The organism is Anaerosalibacter massiliensis (genome assembly GCF_024623155.1).
In the GTDB taxonomy this organism is placed as follows: domain Bacteria; phylum Bacillota; class Clostridia; order Tissierellales; family Sporanaerobacteraceae; genus Anaerosalibacter; species Anaerosalibacter massiliensis.
On the sequence record NZ_JANJZL010000002.1, the window covers coordinates 233,108 to 259,621 of the forward strand.

The window sequence follows — 26,514 nt, forward strand, 5'->3', positions numbered from 1 at the left end:
ATTTAAGATAGTCTTTTTTTAATTTATATAGTATTATTTGTTTTTTCTTTATCTTTATATCTACTGATTAATAAACTTGAAATAAAAGCAGTTAAAGGAATTGTAAGCACTAATCCAATACTTCCTGCTATAGAACGAATTACTTCTGTAGCTATAATATCTAAATTTAATATCTTTATTATTGAAGTCTCATGAGCCATAAATAATAATAGTAAGGGGATTGAGCTTCCTGTATAAGCAAGAATTAATGTATTAGTCATTGTTCCCATTACGTCTTTACCAACATTCATTCCTGCTGAAAATAGTTCTTTTCTAGTTAAATCTTTATTTGCATTATAAACTTCTTCCATTGATGAAGAAATAGAAATACCTACATCCATTACAGCCCCAAGAGAACCTAAAATAATTCCTGAAAACAATAAACTATTAAAATTAAAATTTACTTTTTGAGGAATATATGTAAGCATCATAGCTTCTTCACTACTAAGACCTGTTAGTTTTGCTTTATTACCTACATAATATGCAATAAGTCCTGCAATAAGAACCCCTCCGCTTGTTCCTAAAATAGCTGCAATACTCTTATTATTAATTCCACTTATAATAAACATAGTAATAAGAGTTATACCAATAGAAATTATAATAGTAATAGGAATTGGATTTTTACCTTTTAGCATCATAGGCAATAATATTTTTAAAATAGCAAACATAGTAATACCAAGACTAAGTACAGCTTTAAGTCCCTTCTTTCTACCTATTATAATAATTAGTGCTATAAATATAATTGCTAAGTAAAAAATATGATTTTGGCGAGAATAATCAGCTATACTTACATTTAAATGTTCATCTCCAGATTCTTCAATAGAAACAACAACCTTGTCTCCTTTCTTTACAATTATATTATAGAAAGTATTATCAGATAGATGGTTTTCAATATCAACAACTTTGTTTTTATACTTACCACTAGTTATTTTCAATTTCACATCTTGATATTGTAGACTATATCCTTCCACCTCTCCTTCATCTTGTACTTTACCAGCTTCTATTACTACACCTGTTTCCATATGAATTTCAGGTTCCTCATATGATTCACTATAAACAATATTGAAAGAAAGAATAAATATTAATAGTACCGTTAAATATAATGTTTTTTTCATAATTTTCCTCCTAATAAATATGTTATTCCTATATTATAACATCTAATGGATTTTTTAACAAAACCATATTAAAACTGCTTGTTTCTTCCATGTCTATGATATCCTTTACCACAGGATGGACATTTCTTATTTTCCATATTACACAGTATATAGTCTCCACCTTCTATTCTTAGAATCTTACCATTTACAATACTATCTGCAACTTTCTTCTTTGCTTCACTATAAACTCTTTGAATAGTTGATCGAGCTACATCCATTCTTTCAGCACATTGTTCTTGTTCTAATCCTTCCCAATCTATTAATCTGATAGTTTCATATTCATCTATTGTCAATATAATTGATTCTTTTTCATCCAAACTATTATTTAACGGCCCAAACATTTTGAAATTAGGCATACTACATACTCTTCTTCTTTTTCTAGGTCTAGCCATAACTTCACCTCTTTCTAAACTTTTCAATACAATTATTACATAACCCATAAAATATAATGTCCACATCTTTAATTTTATATCTATATTTTTTTTCAAGTATTTTCTTTATTTCTAAATATCTTAAAAGTATTTTCTCATCAAAGATATCTTCAATAACTCTACAGTTTTTACATTGAAAATGCATATGTATAGGTTCTCTTATAAATATTTTTAACTCATAATAATTTATATCATTAATTTTAATTTCTTTCAATATATTTAAATCGGTAAAAAGCTTTAGAGTACGATATATAGTTGAAACTCCTATTTTTTTATACTTTAATTTATCATAAATTTCCTTAGCATTTAAGTGTTTATCATTGTTTTCTACAAATTCTTTCAATATCTCGTTTCTTTGATAAGTAAATGTACAACCATTTTTTTCTATTAATTTTTTTATTGATTCAATATCTTTATAGTCATACTTTCTTACTTTCTCCATATATTCAACACCTTTATATTTTATAATAATATCAAATATAAAAAGATGAGTAAGTCTCATCCTTTTATATTTATTCTATCTCTTCTAATCTTTTGTTTACTTCTTTCAATCTTAGTTCCAATCTGCCCTTCATTTCTTGTAAAAATGATTTTTCATCTCCTAAGTTCATTCCATATCCAAATCCTTTTCCTCTTCTACCATATCCACATCCACAAACTCCCATTCCTCTTCCTGTCATTGACCCTTCTCCCAATGGTCCAGTTCCATTTTTTCCAGTCATTTTAAAACCTCCTTTGTTTTGGGTATATGTTTATTATCTTTAATGTATCATTGTTTTAGGCATATGTCAATAACTCTTTTTAGAAAATAAAAAAGCTGTAATTAAGAATAATATTATTCTTAATTACAGCTTAACTTTTCCCTGGAAATATTTTTTATTTACAAGGTTGTATTGATAATTTAATTTGTAACAGCAATTTTATTTCCTAATCTTTCTTCTATTAACTCTGCAAGTTCTTTTGCTACTTTATATATTTTTTCTTCATCTTTTCCCTCTATCATAACTCGAACTAATGGTTCTGTTCCTGATGGTCTTATAACTACTCTACCTTCTCCATGAAACATTTTTTCTATTTTTTCTATTTCTGATTTTATAATATTATCTTCCTTATATGAATTTTTAAGTTCATTTTTTACTTTTGCATTTATAAGAACTTGAGGAAAAGTTGTCATTATACTATTAAGCTCTGATGCTTTTTTATCTGTTTCTACTATTACAGAAATCAATTGTAATGCTGTTAAAAGTCCATCACCAGTAGTATTATGTTCTAAGAATATAATATGTCCTGATTGTTCTCCACCTAAAACATATCCATTGTTAAGCATTTCTTCTATTACATATCTATCTCCAACTTTAGTCTTTACGATATTCATATTATTTTCATTAAGATATGCATCTAATCCCATATTAGTCATGACAGTTCCTACTACTGTATTATGTTCCAATTTTCCCTTTTTGTTCAATTGACTTCCACATATAGCTAATATATGGTCTCCATCAATTATATTTCCTTTTTCATCTACAGCTATAAGTCTATCTGCATCTCCATCAAAGGAAAGACCTATATCTGCATTTGTTTCTACTACTAAATCTTGAGCCATTTTAGGATTAGTTGAACCACAATTAACATTGATATTTATTCCATTAGGTTCATCATTTATAACTACTACTTCTGCATTTAGCCTTTTTAAAAGTTTAGGTGCAGCTTCTGATACAGCACCATTTCCACAATCTATAGCAATTTTTAATCCATTAAAATCTACATTTATAGTTTGTCTCAAATGGTCTATGTATTCATCTACCCCATCTTCAACTACTATTTTTGTTCCTACTTTTTCTCCTAAAGCTCTATAATCTATTTCTTTATTTTCTAATATAATTTCTTCTATCTCTTCTTCTATATCATCGTTTAATTTATATCCTTTTTCATTGAAAAACTTGATACCATTGTATTCTACTGGATTATGAGATGCAGATATTACTACCCCACTTAATGCATTGTGTTTTCTGGTTAAGTAAGCTACTGCTGGAGTAGGCACTATTCCAACACTTATTACATCCAATCCTACAGAACAAATACCTGCAACTAATGCAGCCTCTAACATATCACCAGATTTCCTTGTATCTCTACCTACAACTATTGAACCTTTCCTGCCTTTTGAAAGAACAAAAGCACCAGCCCTTCCAATTTTAAAAGCTAATTCTGGTGTCAGATCCTTATTTGCTATACCTCTAACTCCATCAGTACCAAATAATTTTCCCATTTTTTGACCTCCTAATAAAAAATGTAACAACTATTATAATAGCACAAGATTTTTCTACACACAAATATTTTTTTCTTTCTAAATATATGGTTTTGTAGCATATTTTTTCAATGCTAATTTCTCTAGTTCTTCTCTTTTATTTATAGATGGGTTTTCCATAACTTTTTCTAAAAGATATTCTAATATATCCCCTATTATTTTTCCTTCTTTAAACCCTATTTCAATTAAATCTTCCCCATCTATATTTAATTGATTTATCTCATAGACTTCCTTTTTTTCTAAAATATTATCTACTTTCTTTTCCATATCTAAAATATGTTCTATAGATGCATTTTTATTGGAACATTTTCTGTCTGCTTTTTGTAATTCAAATAAATCATAGATATTCTCTATTCCTACTCTTCTTATAAGTCTTTTTAATCCCTTTTCTTTAAATTTAGCATGATGTGTCATATGTTCTCTAATCAATATAGCTACTTGCTCAGTAAGTTTCCCTGGAGCTTTCATTCTCTTTAAAGCTTTTTTTGCTATCTCAGAACCAATTTTATCATGTCCATAAAAATGTCCAATACCTTTTTCGTCCACTGATAAAGTATGAGGTTTGCCCATATCATGAAAAAGAGCTGCAAGCCTTATTTTTAATATAGGTGGTGCACTATCGACAACACAAAGAATATGGTTATAAACATCTTTATCATGATGAGGATTTTGCTGATTAAATCCTATAGCTGGAACAATCTCTGGTAAAACTATATCTAATAAATCTAATTCCTTCATATAATTTATCCCTTTAGAAGGCTTAGGACTTAGAATTATTTTAAAAAACTCTTCTGTAATCCTTTCTACACTTACTTTTGAAATATTAGAACTATATTTTTTTCCAGCCTTAAAAGTTTCATCTTCTATTTCGAAATCTAATGATGTAGAAAATCTTACTGCTCTAAGTATTCTTAGATAGTCTTCCTTAAATCTTTCTATAGGATTTCCAACAGAACGAATAATCTTATTTTCTAAATCTTTCTTCCCATTGAATGGATCAACTATGCCAGTCTTTTTATTATATGCCATAGCATTTATAGTAAAATCTCTCCTAGCAAGGTCATCTTCAATATCTGAAACAAACTCAATCCACTCTGGTCTTCTACCATCTGAATAATTTCCTTCTTTTCTAAATGTAGTTACTTCCACTTCTTTGTCATCTACAATAACTTTTATTGTTCCAAATTCTCTTCCAACATTAATAGTTTTTTTATCTTCAAAAATTTTTTCTATATAATCTGGCATTGCATTAGTAGTTATATCAAAATCATTTGGCTCTTTATCCAAAAGAATATCTCTAATAGATCCACCTACTATATATGCTTGAAATCCACCTTTCTCTAATCTATCTAATATGAATGTAACATAAGGCGGCATATTTATTTTCATATGACTTTTCAACATCCTTTCCAATATTTTTTATTATATCATAAGTAGTATATAGTAGTATGTTAATAGAATAAAATTATATACTAAAAAGGCTTTGTAAATATTCAAAGCCTTTTTCGTTATCCCGCAAATTGTTTAAATAATACTGTTGCATTGTGTCCTCCAAATCCAAAAGAATTTGATAGTGCATACTTTATGTTTTTTACTGCAAATTTATTTGGAGTATAGTTTAAATCACATTCTGGATCAGATTTTTCATAATTTATAGTTGGAGGAATTATATTTTTCACTATTGAAAGAAGCGTTGATATAGCTTCAATTCCTCCTGATGCTCCTAGTAAATGGCCTGTCATAGATTTTATTGAACTTATAGAAAGTTTATTTGCACATTCTTTAAATACCTCTTTTATAGTTAAAGTCTCTAGTTTATCATTAATATATGTACTAGTCCCATGAGCATTTATATAATCTACTTCTCTATAATCTACTTTTCCACCTTTTAGTGCAATTTCTATAGCATTTACTGCTGATTTGATACCTAATTCTGGATTTTTGGTGATATTATTAGCATCTGATGTAATTCCATATCCTACTACTTCTCCATATATATCTGCATCTCTTTTTAAAGCATGATCTAATTCTTCAAGAACCAATATTCCAGCACCTTCTCCAACAACAAATCCATCTCTATCCTTATCAAAAGGTCTACTTGCTTTTGTTGGTTCTTCATTTCTCTTAGATAATACTCCCATTGAAGAAAGACCCGCTACGGATATAGGACTCAATGCTGCTTCACTTCCTCCTGTAACTACTATATCACAAGCTCCATTTTGTATAAGTCTAAAGGACTCTCCAATTGCATGAGTTCCTGAAGCACATGCTGTAGTCATGGTGAAGCTAGGTCCTTTGAATCCAAAAATCATAGAAATTTGTCCTGGTCCCATATTTGAAATTATCATAGGAATAAAAAGAGGCCTTACTCTTTTGGATTTTTTCTTCAAGTATTTTGTATGTTCTAATTCTGCTGTAGATATACCTCCTACACTTGAACCTAATATCACACCAACTCTCTCTTTATCTATTGTATTTAAATTTAGTCTACTGTCTTCTATAGCCAGTTGTGTACCTGCTACTGCAAACTGACTAAACTTGTCCATTCTCTTTGCATCTTTTTTCTTCATATAATCTTCTGGATGAAAATCTTTTACTTCCCCACCTATTTTACTCTCATAGTTTTCTATATCAAAATTTGTTATATAGGATATACCTGATTTTCCTTCTACAAGAGATTCCCAATAATTTTCTTTCCCAACTCCTATGGGAGTTACAGGTCCTAATCCCGTTACAACTACTCTTTTCAATTTGCACGCCTCCTATCCTAGCTTGTTCATTTAATTTTAAGTACTAATTCCTACATAATAAATATAGAATTAATTTGTATATTATATAGTTTTATAATATAATTAAAAACTAAAGTACTATATAGCCTAACTTCAAGAAATAGTATATATTAATTTTTTGAAAAACTCAAATTTCTTCCTAAATATACATAAGAGAGGTGGTTTTATGTCTAATATTTTAAATATAAATGATATTAAAGAAATTCTTCCCCATAGATATCCTTTTCTATTGGTGGACAAAGTTGAAATAATTTCTCCTGGAAAAAAAGTTATAGGATATAAAAATGTAACTATAAATGAACCTTTTTTCCAGGGTCACTTTCCAGAAGAACCTGTTATGCCAGGAGTTTTAATAGTGGAAGCTATGGCACAAACTGGGGCTATTCTAGTTTTAAGTGAAGAAAAATTCAAAGGCAAAACCCCTTATTTTGTTGGTTTAAACAAAGTTAAATTTAGAAAAAAAGTTGTACCTGGAGATATTTTAAAAATGGAAGTGGAAACGATAAGAATGAGAAGTTCTATGGGGGTAGGGAAAGGAAAAGTTTATATTGATGATAAGTTAGCTGTAGAGGGTGAATTGATGTTTGCAATAGGATAATAGAAAGCTCTGAACTAGTTCAGAGCTTTCTATTATCCTTCATATTTTTTAAATAAAATAGTTGCATTATGCCCTCCAAATCCTAATGAATTAGATAAGGCATAGTTTATTTCTCTATCTATTGGTTTATTTGGAGTATAATCTAAATCACATTCTGGATCAGAAGCTTCATAATTTATAGTTGGAGGAACTTTGTCTTTTTCTATAGCAAGAACTGAGGCTATAGCTTCAATACCTCCAGCTGCCCCTAATAAATGGCCTGTCATAGATTTAGTTGAACTAATTGAAATTTTATTTGCATGTTCTTTAAATACTGTCTTAATAGCTAAAGTTTCTAATTTATCATTATAATAAGTGCTAGTTCCATGGGCATTTATATGATCAACTTCTCTATAATCTACTTGTCCATCTTCTAATGCGATTTTCATAGCATTCGCTGCCCCTTTAGCCTCTGGATCTGGTGCTGTTATATGATATGCATCTGATGTAGCACCATAGCCTACGACTTCTCCATATATATGGGCTCCTCTTTTAACTGCATGTTCTAATTCTTCAAGAATTAGTATTCCTGCTCCTTCTCCTATGACAAAACCATCTCTGTCCTTATCAAAAGGTCTACAAGCTTTTTCAGGTTCATCATTTCTCGTTGACAATGCTCTCATTGAACTAAATCCTGCAACTGCTATAGGGCTTACTGCTGCTTCACTTCCTCCTGTAACTACTATGTCACAAGCTCCATTTTGTATAAGTCTAAAAGATTCTCCAATTGCATGAGTTCCTGAAGCACATGCTGTAGTTATAGTGAAGCTAGGTCCTCTAAAGTCATATAGCATAGTTATATGTCCTGGTCCCATATTAGCAATCATCATAGGTATAAAAAATGGACTTACCCTTTTAGGCCCTTTTTCTAAAAGTTTTGTATGTTCTTTTTCTAAAGTCTCTATTCCTCCTACTCCTGATCCTAATATAACTCCTGCTCTTTCTTTATCTATCTTATCTATATCCAATTTGCTATCTTTCATAGCTAAAATTGTACCTGCAATTGCAAGTTGGCTAAACTTATCCATCCTTTTAGCTTCTCTTTTTTCTATATAATCTTCTGGACGAAAATCTTTAACTTCTCCTGCTATTTTACTTGCATGGTTTTCCGGGTCAAAATTTGTAATTCGAGATATACCTGATTTACCTTCCATTAAGGATTTCCAGTAGTCTTCTTTTCCAATTCCTATAGGTGTTATAGGTCCTAATCCTGTTATAACTACTCTTTTCAATTTATATCTCCTACCTTTTTATGCTATTTTTTCTTCAATATATTTAACTATATCTTCAATATTTGTGAAATTCTCTGCATCTTCATCTGGAATTTCAATATCGAATTCGTCTTCAATATCCATCATAACCTCTACTGCATCTAATGAATCTGCCTCTAAATCATTCATTATAGAAGTTTTCATAGTTATAGTGTCCATATCCTCAATTTCTAATTGATCACAAATAATTTCTCTAACAGCTTCAAAAATTTCCATATTATTCCTCCTCCAATAGTTTTTTACATTAGCATTCCACCATCAACATTTATTATTTGTCCTGTAATATAGTCTGCTTTTTCACTACATAAAAATCCTACAACATTAGCTATATCTTCAGGTTTTCCAAATCTTTTCAGTGGTATCATATTGAGAGAATGTTTCTTAATATCCTCACTCAGTACTTCTGTCATATCTGTTTCTACAAATCCTGGAGCAACTCCATTGACGGTTATACCTCTACTACCTAATTCTTTAGCAATAGACTTTGTAAATCCAATGACTCCTGCCTTTGAGGCACTATAGTTTCCTTGACCTGCATTTCCAGATATTCCAACAACTGAAGCAATATTTATAATCTTTCCATATCTTTTTTTCATCATTCCTCTAGCAACTGCTTTGGTACAAAGATAAACTCCCTTTAGATTTGTATCCATTACTTTATCCCATTCTTCTGTTTTCATTCTTAAAAGAAGATTATCTTTTGTAACTCCTGCATTGTTTACTAAAATATCAACAGAGTCAAATTGATTTTTTATAGTTTTCATCATATTTTTTACATCTTCCTCCGTTGAAACATCGGCCTTAATAGCTAAACCTTTAACTCCATTATTTTCTACTTCTTTTATCACCTCCAAAGCCTTTTCTTCACTACTATTATAAGTAATAATAATATTAATTCCTTGCCTAGATAATTCCATGGCAATAGCTCTTCCTATACCTCTAGAGCCTCCAGTAATTAAAGCATTTTTTTTGCTTAAAGTCAAGTCTAAACCTCCCTATTAAAAAAATCGCATACTTTTTCAAATTCTGAAATACTATTAACACTAAATGTATTTACTTTTTTATTTAAAGACTTTGCTATTCTCTTTATAAATCCCTTTAAACTTTTCCCTGGTCCAATTTCAATAAACGTATCTACTTCATTATCCATCATATATATAATAGAGTCACACCATAAAACTGAATTGCTAACCTGCCTTATAAGATTTGATCTAACCTCTTCCCTTGTCTTTACAGGTTTTGCCGCTACATTGCTAATAACTACCTTTTTTAAATCATTTATTTTAACTTTATCTAAATCTTTTTCCAATTTATCTCCTGCTGGTTTAAGTAAACTTGAATGAAAAGGCGCACTAACTGGAAGTTTCACAGCTTTTTTAGCTCCTAGTTCTTTTGATTCATTAACTGCTATTTCTAGTGGTTCTACTTCTCCTGATATGACAATTTGTTCAGGGCTATTATAGTTTGCTATTTCAACAACTCCATAATCCTTTGCTTTTTCAACTGCTTTCATTAGTTTAGACTTTTCTAGACCTAATATAGCTGCCATTCCACCTTTACCTTCTGGCACAGCTTCTTGCATATATCTACCTCTGTTTTTAACTAAATGTACAGCATCACAAAATTCAAAAGCTTCAGCTTCTACTAATGCTGTATATTCTCCTAAACTTAAGCCTGCTGCATAATCACAGTTTATTCCTCTTTCTTCTAAAGCTCTAAGTATTGCAATACTAGTAGCAAGTATTGCTGGCTGAGTATTTTCTGTTCTAATTAGTTCTTCCTCTGGTCCTTCAAAACAAACACTTTTTATATCTATTCCTAAACTTTCATTAGCATCTTCAAATACTTCTCTACAAATAGAAAATTCCTCATAAAAATCTTTACCCATTCCTACAAATTGGGCACCTTGACCAGGGAAAACAAATGCTACCTTCCCCATACTACTCACCTCTTTTATAACTGTTTAATCTGTCAAACTCTTCATCTGCCTCTTTTAAAATATTATCTATAATTTCTTTGCAAGATTTTACATCCTTAATCATACCTGAAATCTGTCCAGCCATTAAAGAACCATTGTCCATATCTCCTTCTTTCACAGCTAACCTTAGTCTACCTGCCCCTAGTTCTTCTAACTTTTCAAAAGGAACTTCTTCTTTTTCTAAACTAATATATTCTTTAGCAAATTTATTTTTTATAACTCTTACTGGATACCCAGTACTCCTTCCAGTTACTATTGCATCTCTATCTTTGGATTTTATAATTTTCTCTTTATAATTGTCATGAGCTATACATTCAGTAGAACAAACAAATCTAGTCCCCATTTGAATACCTTCTGCTCCTAAAGATAATGCTGCCAAGAATCCTCTACCATCAGCAATTCCTCCTGCTGCAATAACTGGAATATCTACTGAATCCGCTACTTGTGGAACTAAGGACATGGTAGTTAATTCTCCAATATGTCCACCTGCTTCTGTCCCTTCAACTATAAGTGCATCTGCTCCTTGTCTTTCTAATCTTTTAGCTAGGGCAACTGAAGGTACTATAGGAACGACTTTTATTCCACTATTCTTAAATTTCTCCATATATTTTCCAGGATTTCCTGCTCCTGTAGTAACTACAGGCACTTTCTCCTCACAAACCAATTCTATTATATCTTCTGCAAAAGGAGACATAAGCATTATATTTACACCAAAAGGTTTATCTGTATATTTTTTTATATTTCTTATTTCATCTCTTATTATCTCTGCAGGTGCTGCCCCTGCTGCAATAACTCCTAATCCTCCTGCATTAGATACTGCTTGAGCTAGTTCATGAGTTGCTACCCAAGCCATTCCTCCTTGCAATATTGGATATTCTATATTTAAAATATTACATACTCTTGTATTGTACATGTTCACCATCCTTTACTTAATCCACTTCAATACTACTGAAGCCCATGTAAGACCTGCACCAAAGGCTACTAGCAATACTATATCATCTTTCTTTATAAGTCCTTTGTGAAGTGCCTCATCTAAAGCAATAGGTATTGAAGCTGATGATACATTTCCATACTTATCTAAATTTACGTATACCTTATTTTCTTCTATTTTCAACCTCTTTGAAGCAGATTTAATAATTCTTATATTTGCTTGATGTGGAATAAGATAATCAACATCTTCTAAATCAAGATTTGCTTTTTCTAAAGCCTTTAAAGAAGCATCTTCCATAGATCTTACTGCAAATTTAAAAACTTCTCTTCCATCCATATGAACATAGTGAAGCCTTTTGTTAACTGTTTCTAAAGAGGCTGGCATTCGTGAACCTCCTGCTGGCTGAGTAAGGAAATGTCCATTCGAACCATCAGCCCCAAGTTCATAGGAAAGTATACCTTTATTTTCTTCACATCTTTGCAAAACACAAGCTCCTGCTCCATCTCCAAATAGTACACAAGTATTCCTATCTTCCCAATCTAGTATTCTTGACAATATCTCTGCACCAACTACTACAACTGTATCATAAGCACCTGCTGCTATAAAGTTTGCACCAACAGCTAATCCATATAAAAAGCCTGAGCACCCTACTGATATATCAAAAGCACTAGCATTGTCTGCCCCTATATTTTTCTGGACAATACAAGCTGTAGAAGGAAATGCCATATCTGGTGTAACTGTTGCTACAACAATTAAATCTACATCTTTTGGAGATACATTAGCATCCTTGATAGCTTTTTTTACAGCTTCTGTACACAAGTCTGAAGTTGCCATGTTTTCATCTGCAATTCTTCTTTCACGAATTCCAGTTCTAGTTCTTATCCACTCATCTGAAGTATCTACTATCTTGCTTAAATCATCGTTGGTTAAAGATTTCTCAGGAACACAACTACCTACTCCAGAAATTCCTACAGAATATGGAATATTCAATGTGTACACCTCCAATCCCATAAATAGTATATATAGTATATATTGTAAAACTTATAAGTGATAGTATATATTAAATGTGGGGAATTTTCAATCTTTTTTACATTATATGGAATAGTTTATTTGTAAAAACTATCCTTATCTTCTACTATTTTTACATAAAGTTTCCTATTCCTTGGCCCATCAAACTCGGTAAAATACACTCCTTGCCAAGTTCCCAACTTTAATTTCCCTTTTTCAATTATTATCATTTGATTAACTCCTATTAGACTTGATTTTATATGTGCAGCAGAATTTCCTTCAAGATGTTCATAATTATCATCAAAAGGTATTATTTTATTTAACTCCATAATCATATCTTCTAATACTGTAGGATCTGCATTTTCATTGATAGTTAATCCTGCTGTTGTATGAGGAACAAATAAATAACATATTCCTTCTTTAATATCAGACTTTGTTACTATTTTTTGTATGCTATTAGTTATCTCTATAAATTCAACTCTCCTATTAGTGTTGATGCCTATTTCTTCTAACATAATATACACTCCTATATTAAACTCTTAACTTTTTTAGATAATACTTTCAATTCCTCAGCATCAATATCTTTTAAATATTCTTTATCCTCTCTGATAGCAGTTCCAAAATGTACTTCTCTTGCACCTGTTATTTTAATTACTTCCTCTACATTTTCTAAAGTAAGCCCTCCACCTAATAGAACAATTATCTGATTTTCACTAATCTTTATCATTTCTTTCAGTACATCTGTATTGTCTATAATAGTTTTACCTATTCCTCCTGATGTAAGGACTCTTTTTATTTGAGGATATTTCTTAAGCACTTTAAAACTTTCTATTATGTTTTTCGATTCATCTATAGCCTTATGGAAAGTTACTTCCAAGTGGCCAGTATGTTTAAGTAGTTTTTCTAAATTTTTCTCATCAATGCTTCCATCTTTATTTAATACTCCTAAAACTACACCATTAGCACCTGTTTTCTTTACAACTTCTATATCTTTAATCATTATTTCTATATCCCTATCTGAATATACAAAAGACTTTGCATGGGGTCTTATCATTACATTTACAGGAATATCTACATTCTTTATTACTTCTTCTATAAGCCCATAGCTAGGAGTTAGTCCACCTTCAGTCAATGAAGATATAAGTTCTATTCTACCTCCTCCATTTTCTTCTATTTTCATAGCATCTTCTATACAAGTAGCAATAATTTCTAACATTCTAATTCACCTTCATCTCAATTTATAGTTTAGATTATATTAATTATTATAACATATATAGAAATTGTTAGTAAATTAGGAATATAAAAAAGGTTGTCATTGACAACCTTTTTGTATAAATTTATTCTAAACTACTAATTTTTCTTTTCCTATATTCTTTTCAAGTACTCTTTCAATTCTTTCTTTTTCTGATATAATCCTTCGTTCCTCATTATCATAAGGGTATAATGCTCCATCAACTAAACGAGTAGTAAGTTCTCCTTTCGCAGCTGAATTCCCTTTAAACTGTGGAGCATCTAACAATCCTATTTCAACTGCCATTGCTAAAGTTTCTACATCTGATAATGGATCTTTAGCCATAGGATTTAAAGATTTAATAGCTTCTAATATCAATAGCGCCTCTTCAATAAGTTGATTTTTTCTTTCTTGTACTATTAGGTTTTCAGTCATATCTACTGTACCTAAGAATTCATTCCTTATAACTCCTCTTACAATCTTACAAGACTCTATTATATCTTCTGCCCTAGCAGCATGATGTGCTTCACAATATCCAACTACATGATATATATGAGGTTTGATAGCCATAGCTAAATAAGCTGATGAAGCAAGTTGACCTTTGGCTTGATTTAAATCTGCAGGGAAACTTGCTAAACCTGCTCTTGCCTGTCGATATACCTTAAAGTTTTCATCTTCTAAGCTTTCTACTAATTCTATCTTTGCAAGCATCTTGGCTAGATCCATTTGAGGAGCCATAAATGCTGGTACATTGAACATATATTGAGCTACATAATTCTTTACACCCATTTTTTTTGCATTATAAGCTGCTAAATATGCGTCTGCAACTCCTATAGCATCATGAGCATCTCTTAAACTCCAATGATGAGGATCATTAACTTCTACAGGAATATCCCTATCTCCATGCCATTTCATTACTTGTTGATTTTCATATATAGCATCTCTTACTGTTCTTGGTCCTCTTTTATCTAAATCACTATACCAAAACAAAGGTACAGCACACCACGCATTGTCAATTGTCTCTTTTAATACTTCAGCAAAAGCCAATAAATTTTTAGTTCCACTATAGCATCTCAAAAGTGGTTGATTACCTCTTTGAGCTGCCTTATAAAGTTTTCTAAAATCTTCTTTACTTCTTAATGGTGCTCCTCCTGCTCCATCTAGTCTATGGTCCATTTTATCCTGCTCAAAGAAATGTTCCTGTGCATTTTGATCTGGTGCTACTGATATAATGTCTAATACTTCTGCTTCAGATACCTTTTCTATAGCCTCAATAGTTTCTTCTATTGAAGATAATCCTAAATGATGTCTAAGTATTGGATAAGGATATTTAGAATTAATTCTAGAAATTAAATCTTTTGGATAGAATTCTTGCCTCTTATAGTCTTTTCCCTTTAAATATGCTATTACTTCATCTATATCTTCTGTTCCATTAAATATTTTTTGGAATATTCTACTTTCCTCGGCTACCTTTGCAGTAGGTTCAGTTCCTCCAAACATCCATTTTATATTTTTTATATTTTCTTTTTTTATTTTCTCTTTTAATTCATCTAACACTTTTTCTAACGGTTCTGGAGTAAGCCTATAGCTTAAAGCTACAATATCTGGGTTAAGTTCTGAAATTTTTTCTATAATTGTGTCAATAGGAAGAGCAATTCCTAAAAATTCTGTCTCATAACCTTCTTTTTCAGCTAAAGTTAAAAAATTCATAGTTCCTGCTACATGCACACAATTTCCTATAGTTCCAGCGATTATTTTTTTCATTATGCTACCACCCCTTCACTTTTACTTATCTTGCCAGTTTGGGCAAATTTGTGGATTTCATATGAATTTAATCCATCTAATCCTAGACGTTCTACAGTTCTGCCTTCTTTCCAGAAATTTTTTCCTGTCATAAGTTCTGCAAGTTTGATTACAGAATCTATTGCAGAAGTTTCTATATTTAATTGTTTTCCTAATGAAGACATAGGTACTAGACTATAAGGAACATCTTCATAAATATATCTAATATTGAGGCCTTTAGGAGCCTCAAGCCCTTTATATCCTAGATTGTTTTGAATTGCCTCATAAAGATTCTTTCCTACTGCATTATAGGATTCATAAAGCCAATCTTTAGCAGAACAAGTCTTAACATCTAATGCTTTAGCTATTTTCATTCTTTCTTCATCCATTTTTTCTAAAAATCTACTTATTGAAGGTGTTATACCTTCTATATAATAGTCAAAAGGTGCACCTCTTTCAATATGACCACTATTTAATAAAGTAGGAGCTGGATGAAATATAGCACCATAATTATTTAAGCTTGTTTCAATAACATCCTTTGCAGCTATAAACTGTGGGTATGCAGGTGAAAGCATCTTAACGACTTCTTCCGTTTTTGTAGATGGAATACATGCTAAAGACACCTCACTTTTCTCTTTATATATATGGGCACTCCTAGCACTAATTTTCCTACAAGCATATACAAAAGTCTGTGCCTCTGCTACAACTACATCTTTATCACAACCGTTTTTTCTAAGAGTGGTATATAGTTCTAAGGCTCCTCCTGTTCTTCCTGGATTTAGAACTATTATTTGTCCGTCTTCTAAATATGGAGCCATTAGTTTCCCTAGATCATAATGACCTATAGCCGGAATAGTCACCATGATTATACCTACATCTCTAATAACTTCTTCTATTTTGTCACTAATAATATTAAGCTTGCCGATTCCTTCCTTTTCCCCTGTCAAAGTAATAATTGGCCTTTCTTTTAATGGCAGAATCTTTTGCAAGGTTCTATTGTATAAATTCACTACAAAACCTTTCATAGCTAGGTAACCTGCCATTGCAAGACCACCATTTCCTGCTCCTATGATTCCATAACTAAGACAATCTTTCATAAAAATAACCTCCTTAAACACGGCTTTATAATAAAAATTAGACTATAAGGGAATTATAGTCTAATTTAATATACCATTTTCCCCTTCCACGCCTACGAAGTTAGCTGACGGATTCGGGCCAGGGTAGCCCTACCTTTAAAAAGGATTCACCCCAGTTACTTTGATTTCCTCCGTTCCTTTCACAATAAAAGGATTAAGCGTTAAAATTGTGAATATTCATATATTTCTGTATATCTTTTTTATGAAATAAGTGATGTCTTTTTTTCTCCTTTTAAGCCATATCTACTAATAGCACTTTCTGTTATCTTATTGATAAATTCTCCTCTATCATATCCTAATTCACTTGCCATATATCCCATATATCCATGATGTACTGCTTTTTCACCTTCCCTTGCCGCCATAGTAAGTCCTGCAAAAGTATTTATCTCCAAAAAGTATGGAATATTATCTTTTCCTAAAATCATATCTATCCTACCAAAATCCTTGACATTTAAAGCTTTATAAATTTCTAGTGCCGTTTCTTTAATTGTTTTTTCGATTTTTTCAGAAAAATTTGCTGGACAATTTATTATCTCGTTATCAAACATCTTATGTTCATAAGTATTGGTTTTAGCGGAATTATATCCAATTTCTAAAAGAGGCAATACCTCCGGATTTTCATATCCAATAATTCCAACTGTTAGTTCTTTACCATCTATAAATTCCTCAATTAATGCTGGCTGACCAATTTTATCAGTAATTTTTTCAACTACTTTAGGAAGTTGTTCATATTTATAAATTATGTTTTCTTCGCTAATACCAGCACTTCCTCTACCTCTTAATGGCTTTACAAATAATGGATACTTCAAATTAATTTCAGGTATCTCTTTTGAGCTTTTTGCTATTACAAACTTAGCTGTTGGCAATTTATTGAAAGCTACTATCTCTTTTCTAACAGCTTTATTAGTAGCTACTAAATCTATACCTGAACCTACATAAGGTATTCCAAATGCTTCAAGGAAAGAAATTTCCTTTAGACTGGAAGCATTAAATATTAAATTAACATTTTCTTTTATTATATTTTTTAATGTCTCTCTAGGATCCTTTTTCCACTCAAGTAGTACTGCATCATAACCTGCCTCTTTAAGCGCCATACAATGTTGATATGCTTCTTCATAAGCATCATCATAAACCTTATCTGGTGTAAGCTTTTTCTGAAATTCCACATTTCTGAACTTTCTCCAAAATACACCTATTTTCATGTATAAAACCTCCTGTTTTTTTTATAAAATAACGAGCTTTAGCTCCTATTTTAGAGCATGGAAAAATAAAGCTAAAATTAGCCGCGTTAAAATAATTATTTAAAATCTTATTCCAAATTTTAATGTATAATTTAAAAAGAATAGTTAACAAAAATGAATTGATACATACGAAAGAAAATCGAGCAGAAATGTATAATACGCCCGACTGATATTATACCAGATATATAAATAAAATTCAATATGTTTTTATTGGAAAATATAAAAAAGCTAAAATTATTTAGAATTTAAATTCTAAATAATTTTAGCTATAAAGATATATTTCAGTTTTTAGTTAGCTCTTCTTCCCCAATAAAAAAATCAGAAAATATAATTGTAAAAATTATACTGCAAAATAAACCTATATATAAAGAATCTAAGTTTATTACTTTAAAAATTTCAAATATAATTTAAAAATTGCCTGACTTGAATTTTTTCTGTTTTAAAAACATCATCTATTAATAGTACCTTTTTCTTTTCTGCTACCCATCCAACAGCACCTTCTCCAAATCTTATATGAACTCTTCTTTTTAATTTATCAATGTCTGAACCCCTGCAAGATACAACTTCTAATTCTTTTCTTTTCCAATCGATATTATATATTACTGCCATATCATATTTAATTAAACTTTCAATAAAGTTAAATATAATTTCACTAATACTTTTGAAGTTTTTGGCTTTAGAAATGGATTTTATTGTTCTTAGCAAATTATTTAGATCATATATCTTATAATTTCCATCTTCCATATCAATCACTCCATAATATGTATTTTGTATTTTCTTGTCGTTTAATTAAAGTTTATAATATTAATCAAAATATATCAAACAATTTAGTTTATTTAAATACTATAATTCCATATTAATGTAAACTAAAAAAGCTAGCTGAATTAATTCAGCTAGCTTTTTTAGTTTACATCGTTACCTTCTCTTGACTTTTAGCAGCTTCTGCACCTTTTTCTATAGCTTCTTTATTTAGAGGTAATAAATGAGCTTTATTTTCGCCAAATACCTTTGTAAAGGCTTCTAGTACAGATTCTTGTTTTACTAATTTAGTTGCTTCTAAATATGCTCCTAATATAACCATATTTGCAACTTTATCATTTCCTAATTCATTTGCTATTTCATTAGCTGGTATATAATATACATCTATATCTTCTCTTTCAGCTTTTTGTTCTATTAGTGATGAATTTATAAATAATTTTCCATCTTTAACTATATTGTTTTCAAATTTGTCGAGAGATGGCTTATTCATTACTATTGCTGCACTTGCTTCTTCTATTACCGGTGCACCGATGGCATCATCAGATACTATAACATTACAGTTGGCAGTTCCACCACGCATTTCTGGACCATAAGATGGAAGCCATGATACGTGTTTGTCCTCAATCATTCCAGCATATGTTAAGAGCTGACCTATAGCCATTACTCCCTGTCCACCAAATCCTGCCACAACTATTCTCTCTTCCATTTTACTCCACCTCCTCTGGGGTTCTAAGGTTTCCTAGAGGATAATAAGGTATCATATTCTCTTCTAGCCATTTTAGAGCTTCTACTGGAGTGTATCCCCAATTAGTTGGACAAGTAGAAAGTACTTCTACTATTCCAAAACCTTTCCCTTCTATTTGAGTTTGGAAACATTTCTTTATGGCTTTTTTTGCTTTTCTTGCATTGCCAGGAGTATTTACTGCAACTCTTTCTACAAACTGTGCACCATCAATAGTAGCCAACATTTCTGCCATCTTCAATGGCATACCACAGTGCTCTTTATCCCTACCATAAGGTGCTGTTGTAGCTTTTTGTCCTATAAGAGTTGTAGGAGCCATTTGTCCTCCTGTCATTCCATATATAGCGTTGTTTATAAATATAGTTGAAATTTTTTCACCACGATGAGCAGCATGAACTATTTCAGCAGTACCTATAGATGCTAAATCTCCATCACCTTGATAAGTAAATACAAAGTTCTCTGGATGAACTCTCTTAATACCTGTAGCTACTGCAGGTGCCCTACCATGAGCTGCTTCATGCATATCACAATTAAAATATTTATATGCAAGAACAGAACATCCTACAGGTGCAACTCCTATAGCTTCATCTAGTACTCCTAGTTCTTCTAAAGACTCAGCAACTAATCTATGAACTATTCCATGGGTACAACCTGGGCAATAATGGGTTTGTGCATCTGTTAAACCTTTAGTCTTTTCAAATACTACAGCCATTACTTCTCACCTCCATAGATTTCCTTTACCTTTTTAACTATTTCATTAGGTGTTGGAACCATTCCGCCAGTTCTGCCATAAAACTCAACTGGGAATCTGCCTTTTGTTGCAATTTTTACATCATCTACCATTTGACCTGTATTCATTTCTATTGTTAATATTCCCTTACAATTGTCTCCTATTTTATTAAATTCATTATATGGGAAAGGCCATAAAGTAATAGGTCTTATAAGACCCACTTTATATCCTTCGTTTTCTAATTGTGTAATAGCTGTTTTAGCAATTCTAGAGGTTGTTCCATAAGCAGCAATTACTATATCTGCATCTTCTATATTATAGGATTCTACTTTTACTTCATTTTCCTTAATAGTTTTATATTTTTCTTGTAATTTTTTATTATGTTCTTCTAATTCTTCTGCAGCTAAATATAGTGAATTGATAATATTTGGTTTTCTCTTACCTTTTGTTCCTGTTGTAGCCCAATCTTTTTCTGGCAAATCTCTTTTCTTAGGCTGCTTAAATTCAACAGGTTCCATCATTTGTCCAATCATTCCATCTCCAAGAATCATTACTGGATTTCTATATTGATCTGCTATATCAAATCCTTCTATAATTAAATCTACTAATTCTTGCACATTTGCTGGAGCAAGAACTACTAATCTATAATCTCCATTTCCTCCCCCTCTTGTTGCTTGGAAATAATCTGTTTGAGAAGGTTGAATACTTCCAAGTCCTGGACCACCCCTCATTATATTTACTATAACACATGGCAGTTCAGCACCTGCTATATAAGAAATACCTTCTTGCTTCAATGAGATACCAGGGCTTGATGAAGATGTCATTACCCTTGCACCTGAACCTGATGCACCATAAACCATATTTATAGCAGCAATTTCACTTTCTGCTTGCAAAAATACTCCACCAACTTTGGGCATTTCCTTTGACATATATTCAGGGAGTTCACTTTGAGGAGTTATTGGATATCCAAAGAAATATTTACATCCTGCTTCAATTGCAGCAGCTCCAATAGCCTCATTTCCCTTCATGAGAACTTTTGTCATATCATAAACCCTCCTTATTTTTATTCTGTCATTCTTTCAACAGTAATAACAACATCTGGACACATAGTAGCACAGTTTGCACATCCTATACATTTATCCATTTCTTTTATTGTAGCTGGGTGATATCCTTTTTCATTGATTTTTTCTTTGTCTAACGATATGATTTTAGTTGGGCATACTGATACACATAGTCCACAACCTTTGCAAAGGTTTTCCTTGAATGTCACTTTCCCTTTTACTTTAGGCAAGTTGACCCCTCCTTACTTTATTTTTGGTTAAAGCATCCAATCTTCCCTCATGTATAATTTAATTGGGAAAATTTCTCCTTCTAAATTTTTTGGAAGTTTTTTTGCAATATCCTCTAGTGCAACTATATATTTAATAGGTATTTCTAGCTTTTTGGAAAGTTCTTCTGCCAATTTTTGACCTTTCAATACATCATCTATAGTAGTACTCTTAAGCATATGGGTATTATTTATAATTCCTGTAATCTTTACTCTACCAGTGCCTTCTATAGCATTTAAATATCCTATTGTTTTATCTAAAGTACTGGTTTCCGGTCTATTGGCATTTAGAACATAGAACATATCATAATCTTCTTCTTTCAAAATATCATGATATCTTCCTAATACCCTAGCTCCAACAGGATCTCCCCCTAAATCCAATATAGTTTCATAGGTTTTATCTTGTAGTGGAGCATAAGCTTCAGCAGATATAGCTGGTATATCTACAGCAGAAGCCTTTATAGAACTGGAGATTACTCTTACACCAGATTCTGATAAGTTTTTTTCTTTTTCTCTGCTTCTAAAATACAAGTTTACCACATCTAAGTCTACAAGCGCAACTTTTTTACCTTTTTCTACTAATTTTATTGCATAATTAACACTAAATTCAGTCTTGCCACTTCCATAATGTCCCACAATAATCCTTATTCTTTTATCATTATACATATTTCCACCTTATTCTATTTGTATTCTTTTGCTTTTTCTTCACCTCTTAGTACTCTTAAACCACCTTCTGCTAATGCCATAAGTTCATCTTCTCCTGGATATATATATATCTTGGATATAAAATCAACTCTTTCTTCTATCCATTTAGTAAAAATTTTGTCATAAGCTATTCCACCAGTGAGGATTATACCATCTACTTCACCTTTTAATACAGCAGCACAGCTACCTATTTCTTTAGATATTTGATAAGCCATAGCATTGTAAATAAGTTCTGCTTTCTTATTACCTTCTTCTATCATCTTTCCTACTTCTCTAGCGTCATTTGTATTTAAATAAGATACTAAACCGCCATTTCCTTTTATTTTCTTTTTCATTTCATCTTCTGTATATTTTCCTGAATAACAAAGCTTAATTAAATCTCCCACTGGAAGTCCTCCAGATCTTTCTGGTGAAAATGGTCCTTCTCCATCAAGAGCATTATTTACATCTATAATTCTTCCTTTTCTATGAGGTGCTACAGATATTCCTCCTCCTAAATGAGCAACTATTAAATTCATATCCTCATAATTTTTATTTTGAAGTTTAGCATGTCTTCTTGCAACAGCTTTTTGATTTAAAGCATGAACTATACTTTTTCTCTCTATTTCTGGCATACCTGATATTCTTGCAATATCTTCCATTTCGTCCACAACTACTGGATCTACTATATAAGAAGGCTTGTTTATCATAATAGCTATCTCATTAGCTATTATTCCACCTAAGTTTGAAGCATGTTCTCCTAAAACACCTATTTCTAAATCTTTTAGCATTTTATCATCAACTACATAGGTTCCACCTTCTATAGGATTTAACAATCCACCTCTTCCCACTATAGCATCTAAAGATTCTATCTCTATATTATTCTTATTTAAAACATTAAGTATTATGTCTTTTCTAAATTTATATTGGTCATATACCTTATCATATTTAGACAATTCCTCTGTAGAATGTCTAAGTGTTTCCTCAAATATAGCTTCTTCATTATCAAATACAGCTATCTTAGTAGATGTACTACCTGGATTTATTGCTAACAATCTATAATCTTTCATTATTTAAATTCCCCTTTCTAATCATATCTATTTTTTTGATGCCATAAGTATTCCTAATGCAATAGAATGTAATTTAGCTTCTGATGTATCTGCTCTGGAAGTTAGCACTATTGGAGCAGATGTACCAACTATCAATCCTGCACTTTCAGCTTTTGCAAGAAAAGTTAATGATTTATAAAGAACATTTCCTGCTTCTATGGTAGGTACAATCAATATATCTGCCTCTCCTGCAACTGGTCCTTCTATCCCCTTGTGTTTAGAAGCTTCTTTAGATATAGCATTATCTAAAGCTAGAGGACCTCTCACAGTACAACCTGAGATTATACCATTTTTGTTCATATCTTCTAGTTCTTTTGCATGAACTGTAGCTTCCATTTTTGGGTTGACCTTTTCTCTAGCACATACTACAGCTACTTTTGGATCTTCTATTTCTAGACTATGTGCAAAAGACACTGCATTCTCTATTATTTGTTTTTTCTGATTTAGGTCTGGACTTATATTCATAGCCGCATCTGTTACAATAAGAAGTTTTTCATATGTAGGAACACTAAATACTGCTAAATGGCTGATTAAATTTCCACTTCTAAGACCTATTTCCTTATCTAATACTTGTTTCATTATTACTGCTGTATCTACTAACCCCTTCATTACTACATGAGCTTTCCCGGAACTAACAAGACTTACAGCCTTTCTAGAAGCTTCAACAGGATCCTTCTCATCTACTATTTCAAACTTAGAAAGATCTAATTGAATTTCATCTCCTATTTCTTCAATTTTTTCCTTGTCTCCCACAAGAATAGCATCTGCAATTTCTAAGTCTTTAGCATTTTTTATAGCTACTAGTACATCCTTGTCTGCAGCAACTGCTACAGCAACTTTTTTAGGACCTTTACTTTTAGCCAAATCTAATAAATCTTGAAAATCCTTTAACATCTTAAAATCACCTCATCTTCATATATTTTTTCTTTTTCTTCTCCATTTAACACTCTAAGTACCCCATCATTCAAAGCTTTCATTTCATCTTCCCCTGGATAGACTATTACATTTGAAATAAATCCTATCATTTCCTCTATAATATCTACTAAATATTCAGAATAAGCTAGCCCTCCTGTTAAAATTATACTGTCTATATCCCCACACAAAACTGTTGACATTGCACCTATTTCTTTACCTATTTGGTATGCCATTGCCTTATAAATAAGTTCTGCCTTTTTATCTCCTTTTTCTATCATCTTTTCTATTTCCCTACCATCCATAGTACCTAAATAACCAGCTAGTCCACCTTTTCCTTTTATCTTTAACAACATTTCATCATAAGTATATTTTCCTGAATAACAAAGTCTCACTACATCTCCAACTGGAAGTCCTCCAGTTCTATCTGGTGAAAAGGGTCCCATTTCAATAGCATTATTTACATCTATCATCTTCCCACCCTTTACAGGTGCTATTGATATTCCGCCACCTAAATGAGCAACTATAAAATTTAATTCTTCTATATTCTCATTTAACTCATTTGCCCTTCTATAGGAAACCGCTTTAATATTTAATGCATGAATCAATGATTTTCTTTCAATATCTTTTAGACCTGATATTCTAGCTATATCTTCAAATTCATCTACAGCTACCGGATCCAATATATAGGATTTAATTCCTTCCTTATCTCCAATACCTTTTGCTAAAATACCACCTAAATTTGATGCATGTTCCCATTGAATGCTATTTTCCAAATCCTCTATCATTTTTTCTGTTACTATATAAGTACCTCCTGGAATAGGTTTTAAAAGACCACCTCTACCTACTACTGCAATTAAGGAAGAAGTTAAAACTTCTTCCTTTTTAAGCCAATCATAGATCAATTTCAATCTATAATCATATTGTTCAGATACTTTTTTGTATTTTTCTAATTCCTTTGAGTTGTGTACAATTTTATTGGATTTTATTTCATTTTTACCTTCATATATGGCTACCTTGGTAGATGTGGAGCCTGGGTTAATGACTAATACATACTTTCTAGCCATACCTTCACTCCCTTTCTTCCTTTTTTAATGAAATTTTTATCCTATTGGGAATGATATCTAATACTTTTACTTTATTTATATCTTTTACAATTAATTTAACTTCATGAGTTCCTTCATCTAAACCTCCTAAATCAATTTCTGGAGATAGACTATCCTTTCTAACAGAATTTAAAACATTATCAGGTCCACTTAGAAGAATTGATATATTATTGGTGCTTTCACCTTGATCAACAATCAATCCATTTCCTAAATTTCTAATTTGTATTTCAGAAAAATTATATTCAAATCTTCTGTTTGTATTATTATCTATATCTGAATTTTCTCTATCATCAGCATTATCACTAGTATTAGAATCAGTATTTATATCATTATCTGTTTCAGTATCAGTGTCATTTAATTTCAATGTTACAATTATTTTTTGTTTTGGGTTTACTAGATCTATACCTTCAGGTACTATCAGCTTAGCTTCTATTGAACCTCTTTCTACAAGGCTATATGCATCAATTGGCTCTGTCTTTATAGATGATAAACTATTTAATATATTGTCATTGCCTTTTACATCTACTGATTTAGGAGTAACAACTAATTTTGAGTTTCTATATTCAATTGGAATTTCACCACTTATTTGAGCATCTATAGGAACTTTCTTACTTTTAGACATTGGGATAAATACATCTACAACATTTGGATCCTTTTCCACCATTCCAACAGTGTTCCCATCATCATCTAAAAGTTTAATAGGTACTGTAGCATTTATATCTTCAGTTTTCCCTGTTATATCCACTACAGCCACAACATCTGAAACTGAGTTTACCCAGCTTTTAGGCCCTTTTAGTATAATTGACTGTGGTTTTACCTCTCCTTCTCCTAAACTATATCCCGGTTCAAGTTTTCCTATGGTTTTCAACTCAACTTGCTTTTCTTTTGATATAACTTTCTCAAATCTAAAAGCAACTTCCCTTGGACTATAATCCACAATATCCACTTGACTAGGAACTTTTACATATATGGGAACTTTTTTAGTTCCTTCTGAATATCCACTTAAATCTACTTCTGCTATTATATCAGTATCTCTAAGTTTTAAAATTTCACTTCTTCTACCTGATAATTTCACATTTATTTTAACTTCCTTTGGAGAAATAAGTTCCAAGCCTGAACTCTCTAAATCCTCCATTTTAGAAAACTTCACATCAACATTTCTAAACTCTTTGGTTATTTTAGGATTTACTTCGCTCATGACATAGCTCCACA

General features: G+C 31.3%; 29 protein-coding genes and 1 riboswitch. Of the genes, 1 reads left to right on the forward strand and 28 read right to left on the reverse strand.

The genetic code is table 11. The annotated features are described in order from the left end of the window. Nucleotides 1–23: 23 nt before the first annotated feature. The 7 genes from NSA23_RS04150 to fabF (NSA23_RS04180) form a co-directional block, all read right to left on the reverse strand. Nucleotides 24–1,154, reverse strand: a complete 1,131-nt coding sequence (locus NSA23_RS04150; protein ID WP_042678474.1) for a YibE/F family protein — start codon at nt 1,152–1,154, stop codon at nt 24–26. Between the two features lie 68 nt (nt 1,155–1,222). Beyond that, the gene (locus tag NSA23_RS04155) at nt 1,223–1,585 is read right to left on the reverse strand and encodes a DUF134 domain-containing protein (RefSeq protein ID WP_257490245.1); all 363 of its coding nucleotides are present in this window, start codon (nt 1,583–1,585) and stop codon (nt 1,223–1,225) included. Between the two features lie 4 nt (nt 1,586–1,589). Continuing rightward, nucleotides 1,590–2,066 carry a Fur family transcriptional regulator gene (locus tag NSA23_RS04160; RefSeq protein WP_257490246.1) on the reverse strand — a complete coding sequence of 159 codons (477 nt, stop codon included), beginning with the start codon at nt 2,064–2,066 and terminating at the stop codon, nt 1,590–1,592. A 70-nt stretch (nt 2,067–2,136) separates the two neighbouring features. Beyond that, nucleotides 2,137–2,346 (reverse strand): DUF5320 domain-containing protein, encoded by a 210-nt coding sequence (locus NSA23_RS04165; RefSeq protein WP_257490247.1) that lies wholly within the window; start codon nt 2,344–2,346, stop codon nt 2,137–2,139. A gap of 179 nt (nt 2,347–2,525) precedes the next feature. Continuing rightward, nucleotides 2,526–3,890 carry a phosphoglucosamine mutase gene (gene glmM, locus NSA23_RS04170; RefSeq protein ID WP_257490248.1) on the reverse strand — a complete coding sequence of 455 codons (1,365 nt, stop codon included), beginning with the start codon at nt 3,888–3,890 and terminating at the stop codon, nt 2,526–2,528. A 78-nt stretch (nt 3,891–3,968) separates the two neighbouring features. Further along, nucleotides 3,969–5,318, reverse strand: coding sequence for a CCA tRNA nucleotidyltransferase (locus NSA23_RS04175; protein ID WP_257490249.1), 1,350 nt, complete (start codon nt 5,316–5,318; stop codon nt 3,969–3,971). A 119-nt stretch (nt 5,319–5,437) separates the two neighbouring features. After that, the gene (gene fabF / locus NSA23_RS04180; protein WP_257490250.1) at nt 5,438–6,679 is read right to left on the reverse strand and encodes a beta-ketoacyl-ACP synthase II; all 1,242 of its coding nucleotides are present in this window, start codon (nt 6,677–6,679) and stop codon (nt 5,438–5,440) included. Between the two features lie 205 nt (nt 6,680–6,884). On the opposite strand from fabF (NSA23_RS04180), the gene fabZ reads away from it, so the two are divergent. Beyond that, nucleotides 6,885–7,316 (forward strand): 3-hydroxyacyl-ACP dehydratase FabZ, encoded by a 432-nt coding sequence (gene fabZ / locus NSA23_RS04185; RefSeq protein ID WP_042678468.1) that lies wholly within the window; start codon nt 6,885–6,887, stop codon nt 7,314–7,316. A gap of 32 nt (nt 7,317–7,348) precedes the next feature. On the opposite strand, the gene fabF (NSA23_RS04190) is transcribed toward fabZ, so the two are convergent. The 21 genes from fabF (NSA23_RS04190) to NSA23_RS04290 all read right to left on the reverse strand — a co-directional run bounded on the left by fabF (NSA23_RS04190) (nt 7,349) and on the right by NSA23_RS04290 (nt 26,500). Continuing rightward, a complete protein-coding gene (gene fabF / locus NSA23_RS04190; RefSeq protein ID WP_257490251.1) occupies nt 7,349–8,587 on the reverse strand; it encodes a beta-ketoacyl-ACP synthase II in 1,239 nt (412 codons plus the stop codon). Nucleotides 8,588–8,605: 18 nt separating this feature from the next. Then, entirely contained in the window at nt 8,606–8,842 is a 237-nt protein-coding gene (gene acpP / locus NSA23_RS04195) for an acyl carrier protein (protein ID WP_222704685.1), read from the reverse strand. A gap of 23 nt (nt 8,843–8,865) precedes the next feature. After that, nucleotides 8,866–9,609 carry a 3-oxoacyl-[acyl-carrier-protein] reductase gene (fabG, locus tag NSA23_RS04200; protein WP_042678466.1) on the reverse strand — a complete coding sequence of 248 codons (744 nt, stop codon included), beginning with the start codon at nt 9,607–9,609 and terminating at the stop codon, nt 8,866–8,868. 2 nt (nt 9,610–9,611) lie between these two features. Next, a complete protein-coding gene (gene fabD, locus NSA23_RS04205) occupies nt 9,612–10,565 on the reverse strand; it encodes an ACP S-malonyltransferase (RefSeq protein ID WP_042678465.1) in 954 nt (317 codons plus the stop codon). A 1-nt stretch (nt 10,566) separates the two neighbouring features. Then, the gene (gene fabK / locus NSA23_RS04210) at nt 10,567–11,517 is read right to left on the reverse strand and encodes an enoyl-[acyl-carrier-protein] reductase FabK (RefSeq protein ID WP_042678464.1); all 951 of its coding nucleotides are present in this window, start codon (nt 11,515–11,517) and stop codon (nt 10,567–10,569) included. Nucleotides 11,518–11,529: 12 nt separating this feature from the next. Beyond that, nucleotides 11,530–12,534, reverse strand: a complete 1,005-nt coding sequence (locus NSA23_RS04215) for a beta-ketoacyl-ACP synthase III (protein WP_276505146.1) — start codon at nt 12,532–12,534, stop codon at nt 11,530–11,532. 107 nt (nt 12,535–12,641) lie between these two features. Further along, nucleotides 12,642–13,058, reverse strand: coding sequence for a secondary thiamine-phosphate synthase enzyme YjbQ (locus NSA23_RS04220; RefSeq protein ID WP_042678462.1), 417 nt, complete (start codon nt 13,056–13,058; stop codon nt 12,642–12,644). Between the two features lie 11 nt (nt 13,059–13,069). Further along, nucleotides 13,070–13,759 (reverse strand): copper homeostasis protein CutC, encoded by a 690-nt coding sequence (locus NSA23_RS04225; RefSeq protein ID WP_042678461.1) that lies wholly within the window; start codon nt 13,757–13,759, stop codon nt 13,070–13,072. Nucleotides 13,760–13,885: 126 nt separating this feature from the next. Beyond that, nucleotides 13,886–15,538 (reverse strand): cobalamin B12-binding domain-containing protein, encoded by a 1,653-nt coding sequence (locus tag NSA23_RS04230; RefSeq protein WP_042678460.1) that lies wholly within the window; start codon nt 15,536–15,538, stop codon nt 13,886–13,888. After that, nucleotides 15,538–16,653, reverse strand: coding sequence for an NAD/NADP octopine/nopaline dehydrogenase family protein (locus tag NSA23_RS04235; protein WP_257490252.1), 1,116 nt, complete (start codon nt 16,651–16,653; stop codon nt 15,538–15,540). The genes NSA23_RS04230 and NSA23_RS04235 overlap by 1 nt, the downstream gene beginning before the upstream one ends. Nucleotides 16,654–16,727: 74 nt before the next feature. Next, nucleotides 16,728–16,863, reverse strand: a riboswitch (cyclic di-AMP (ydaO/yuaA leader). A 29-nt stretch (nt 16,864–16,892) separates the two neighbouring features. Next, nucleotides 16,893–17,894, reverse strand: a complete 1,002-nt coding sequence (locus tag NSA23_RS04240) for a D-alanine--D-alanine ligase family protein (protein ID WP_042678458.1) — start codon at nt 17,892–17,894, stop codon at nt 16,893–16,895. A gap of 435 nt (nt 17,895–18,329) precedes the next feature. Further along, on the reverse strand, nt 18,330–18,677 hold the full coding sequence (locus tag NSA23_RS04245) for a GAF domain-containing protein (protein ID WP_042678456.1): 348 nt from the start codon (nt 18,675–18,677) through the stop codon (nt 18,330–18,332). A 163-nt stretch (nt 18,678–18,840) separates the two neighbouring features. Further along, on the reverse strand, nt 18,841–19,398 hold the full coding sequence (locus tag NSA23_RS04250) for a 2-oxoacid:acceptor oxidoreductase family protein (protein ID WP_257490253.1): 558 nt from the start codon (nt 19,396–19,398) through the stop codon (nt 18,841–18,843). Nucleotide 19,399: 1 nt separating this feature from the next. Then, entirely contained in the window at nt 19,400–20,146 is a 747-nt protein-coding gene (locus tag NSA23_RS04255) for a thiamine pyrophosphate-dependent enzyme (protein WP_042678454.1), read from the reverse strand. Continuing rightward, nucleotides 20,146–21,207 (reverse strand): 3-methyl-2-oxobutanoate dehydrogenase subunit VorB, encoded by a 1,062-nt coding sequence (locus tag NSA23_RS04260; protein ID WP_042678453.1) that lies wholly within the window; start codon nt 21,205–21,207, stop codon nt 20,146–20,148. The genes NSA23_RS04255 and NSA23_RS04260 overlap by 1 nt, the downstream gene beginning before the upstream one ends. Before the next feature lie 20 nt (nt 21,208–21,227). Then, nucleotides 21,228–21,455: a 4Fe-4S binding protein gene (locus tag NSA23_RS04265; protein WP_042678452.1), complete on the reverse strand. Its 228-nt coding sequence runs from the start codon at nt 21,453–21,455 to the stop codon at nt 21,228–21,230. A gap of 27 nt (nt 21,456–21,482) precedes the next feature. After that, complete coding sequence (locus tag NSA23_RS04270) at nt 21,483–22,157, reverse strand: nucleotide-binding protein (protein WP_042678451.1); 675 nt, start codon at nt 22,155–22,157, stop codon at nt 21,483–21,485. A 14-nt stretch (nt 22,158–22,171) separates the two neighbouring features. Beyond that, nucleotides 22,172–23,245 carry a butyrate kinase gene (gene buk, locus NSA23_RS04275; RefSeq protein WP_042678450.1) on the reverse strand — a complete coding sequence of 358 codons (1,074 nt, stop codon included), beginning with the start codon at nt 23,243–23,245 and terminating at the stop codon, nt 22,172–22,174. Nucleotides 23,246–23,272: 27 nt separating this feature from the next. Continuing rightward, entirely contained in the window at nt 23,273–24,178 is a 906-nt protein-coding gene (locus tag NSA23_RS04280) for a phosphate butyryltransferase (protein WP_257490254.1), read from the reverse strand. Beyond that, the gene (gene buk, locus NSA23_RS04285) at nt 24,172–25,263 is read right to left on the reverse strand and encodes a butyrate kinase (protein WP_042678448.1); all 1,092 of its coding nucleotides are present in this window, start codon (nt 25,261–25,263) and stop codon (nt 24,172–24,174) included. Before buk (NSA23_RS04285) ends, NSA23_RS04280 begins: the two co-directional genes overlap by 7 nt. 4 nt (nt 25,264–25,267) lie before the next feature. Continuing rightward, nucleotides 25,268–26,500: a CdaR family protein gene (locus tag NSA23_RS04290; RefSeq protein ID WP_187116602.1), complete on the reverse strand. Its 1,233-nt coding sequence runs from the start codon at nt 26,498–26,500 to the stop codon at nt 25,268–25,270. Nucleotides 26,501–26,514: the final 14 nt, after the last annotated feature.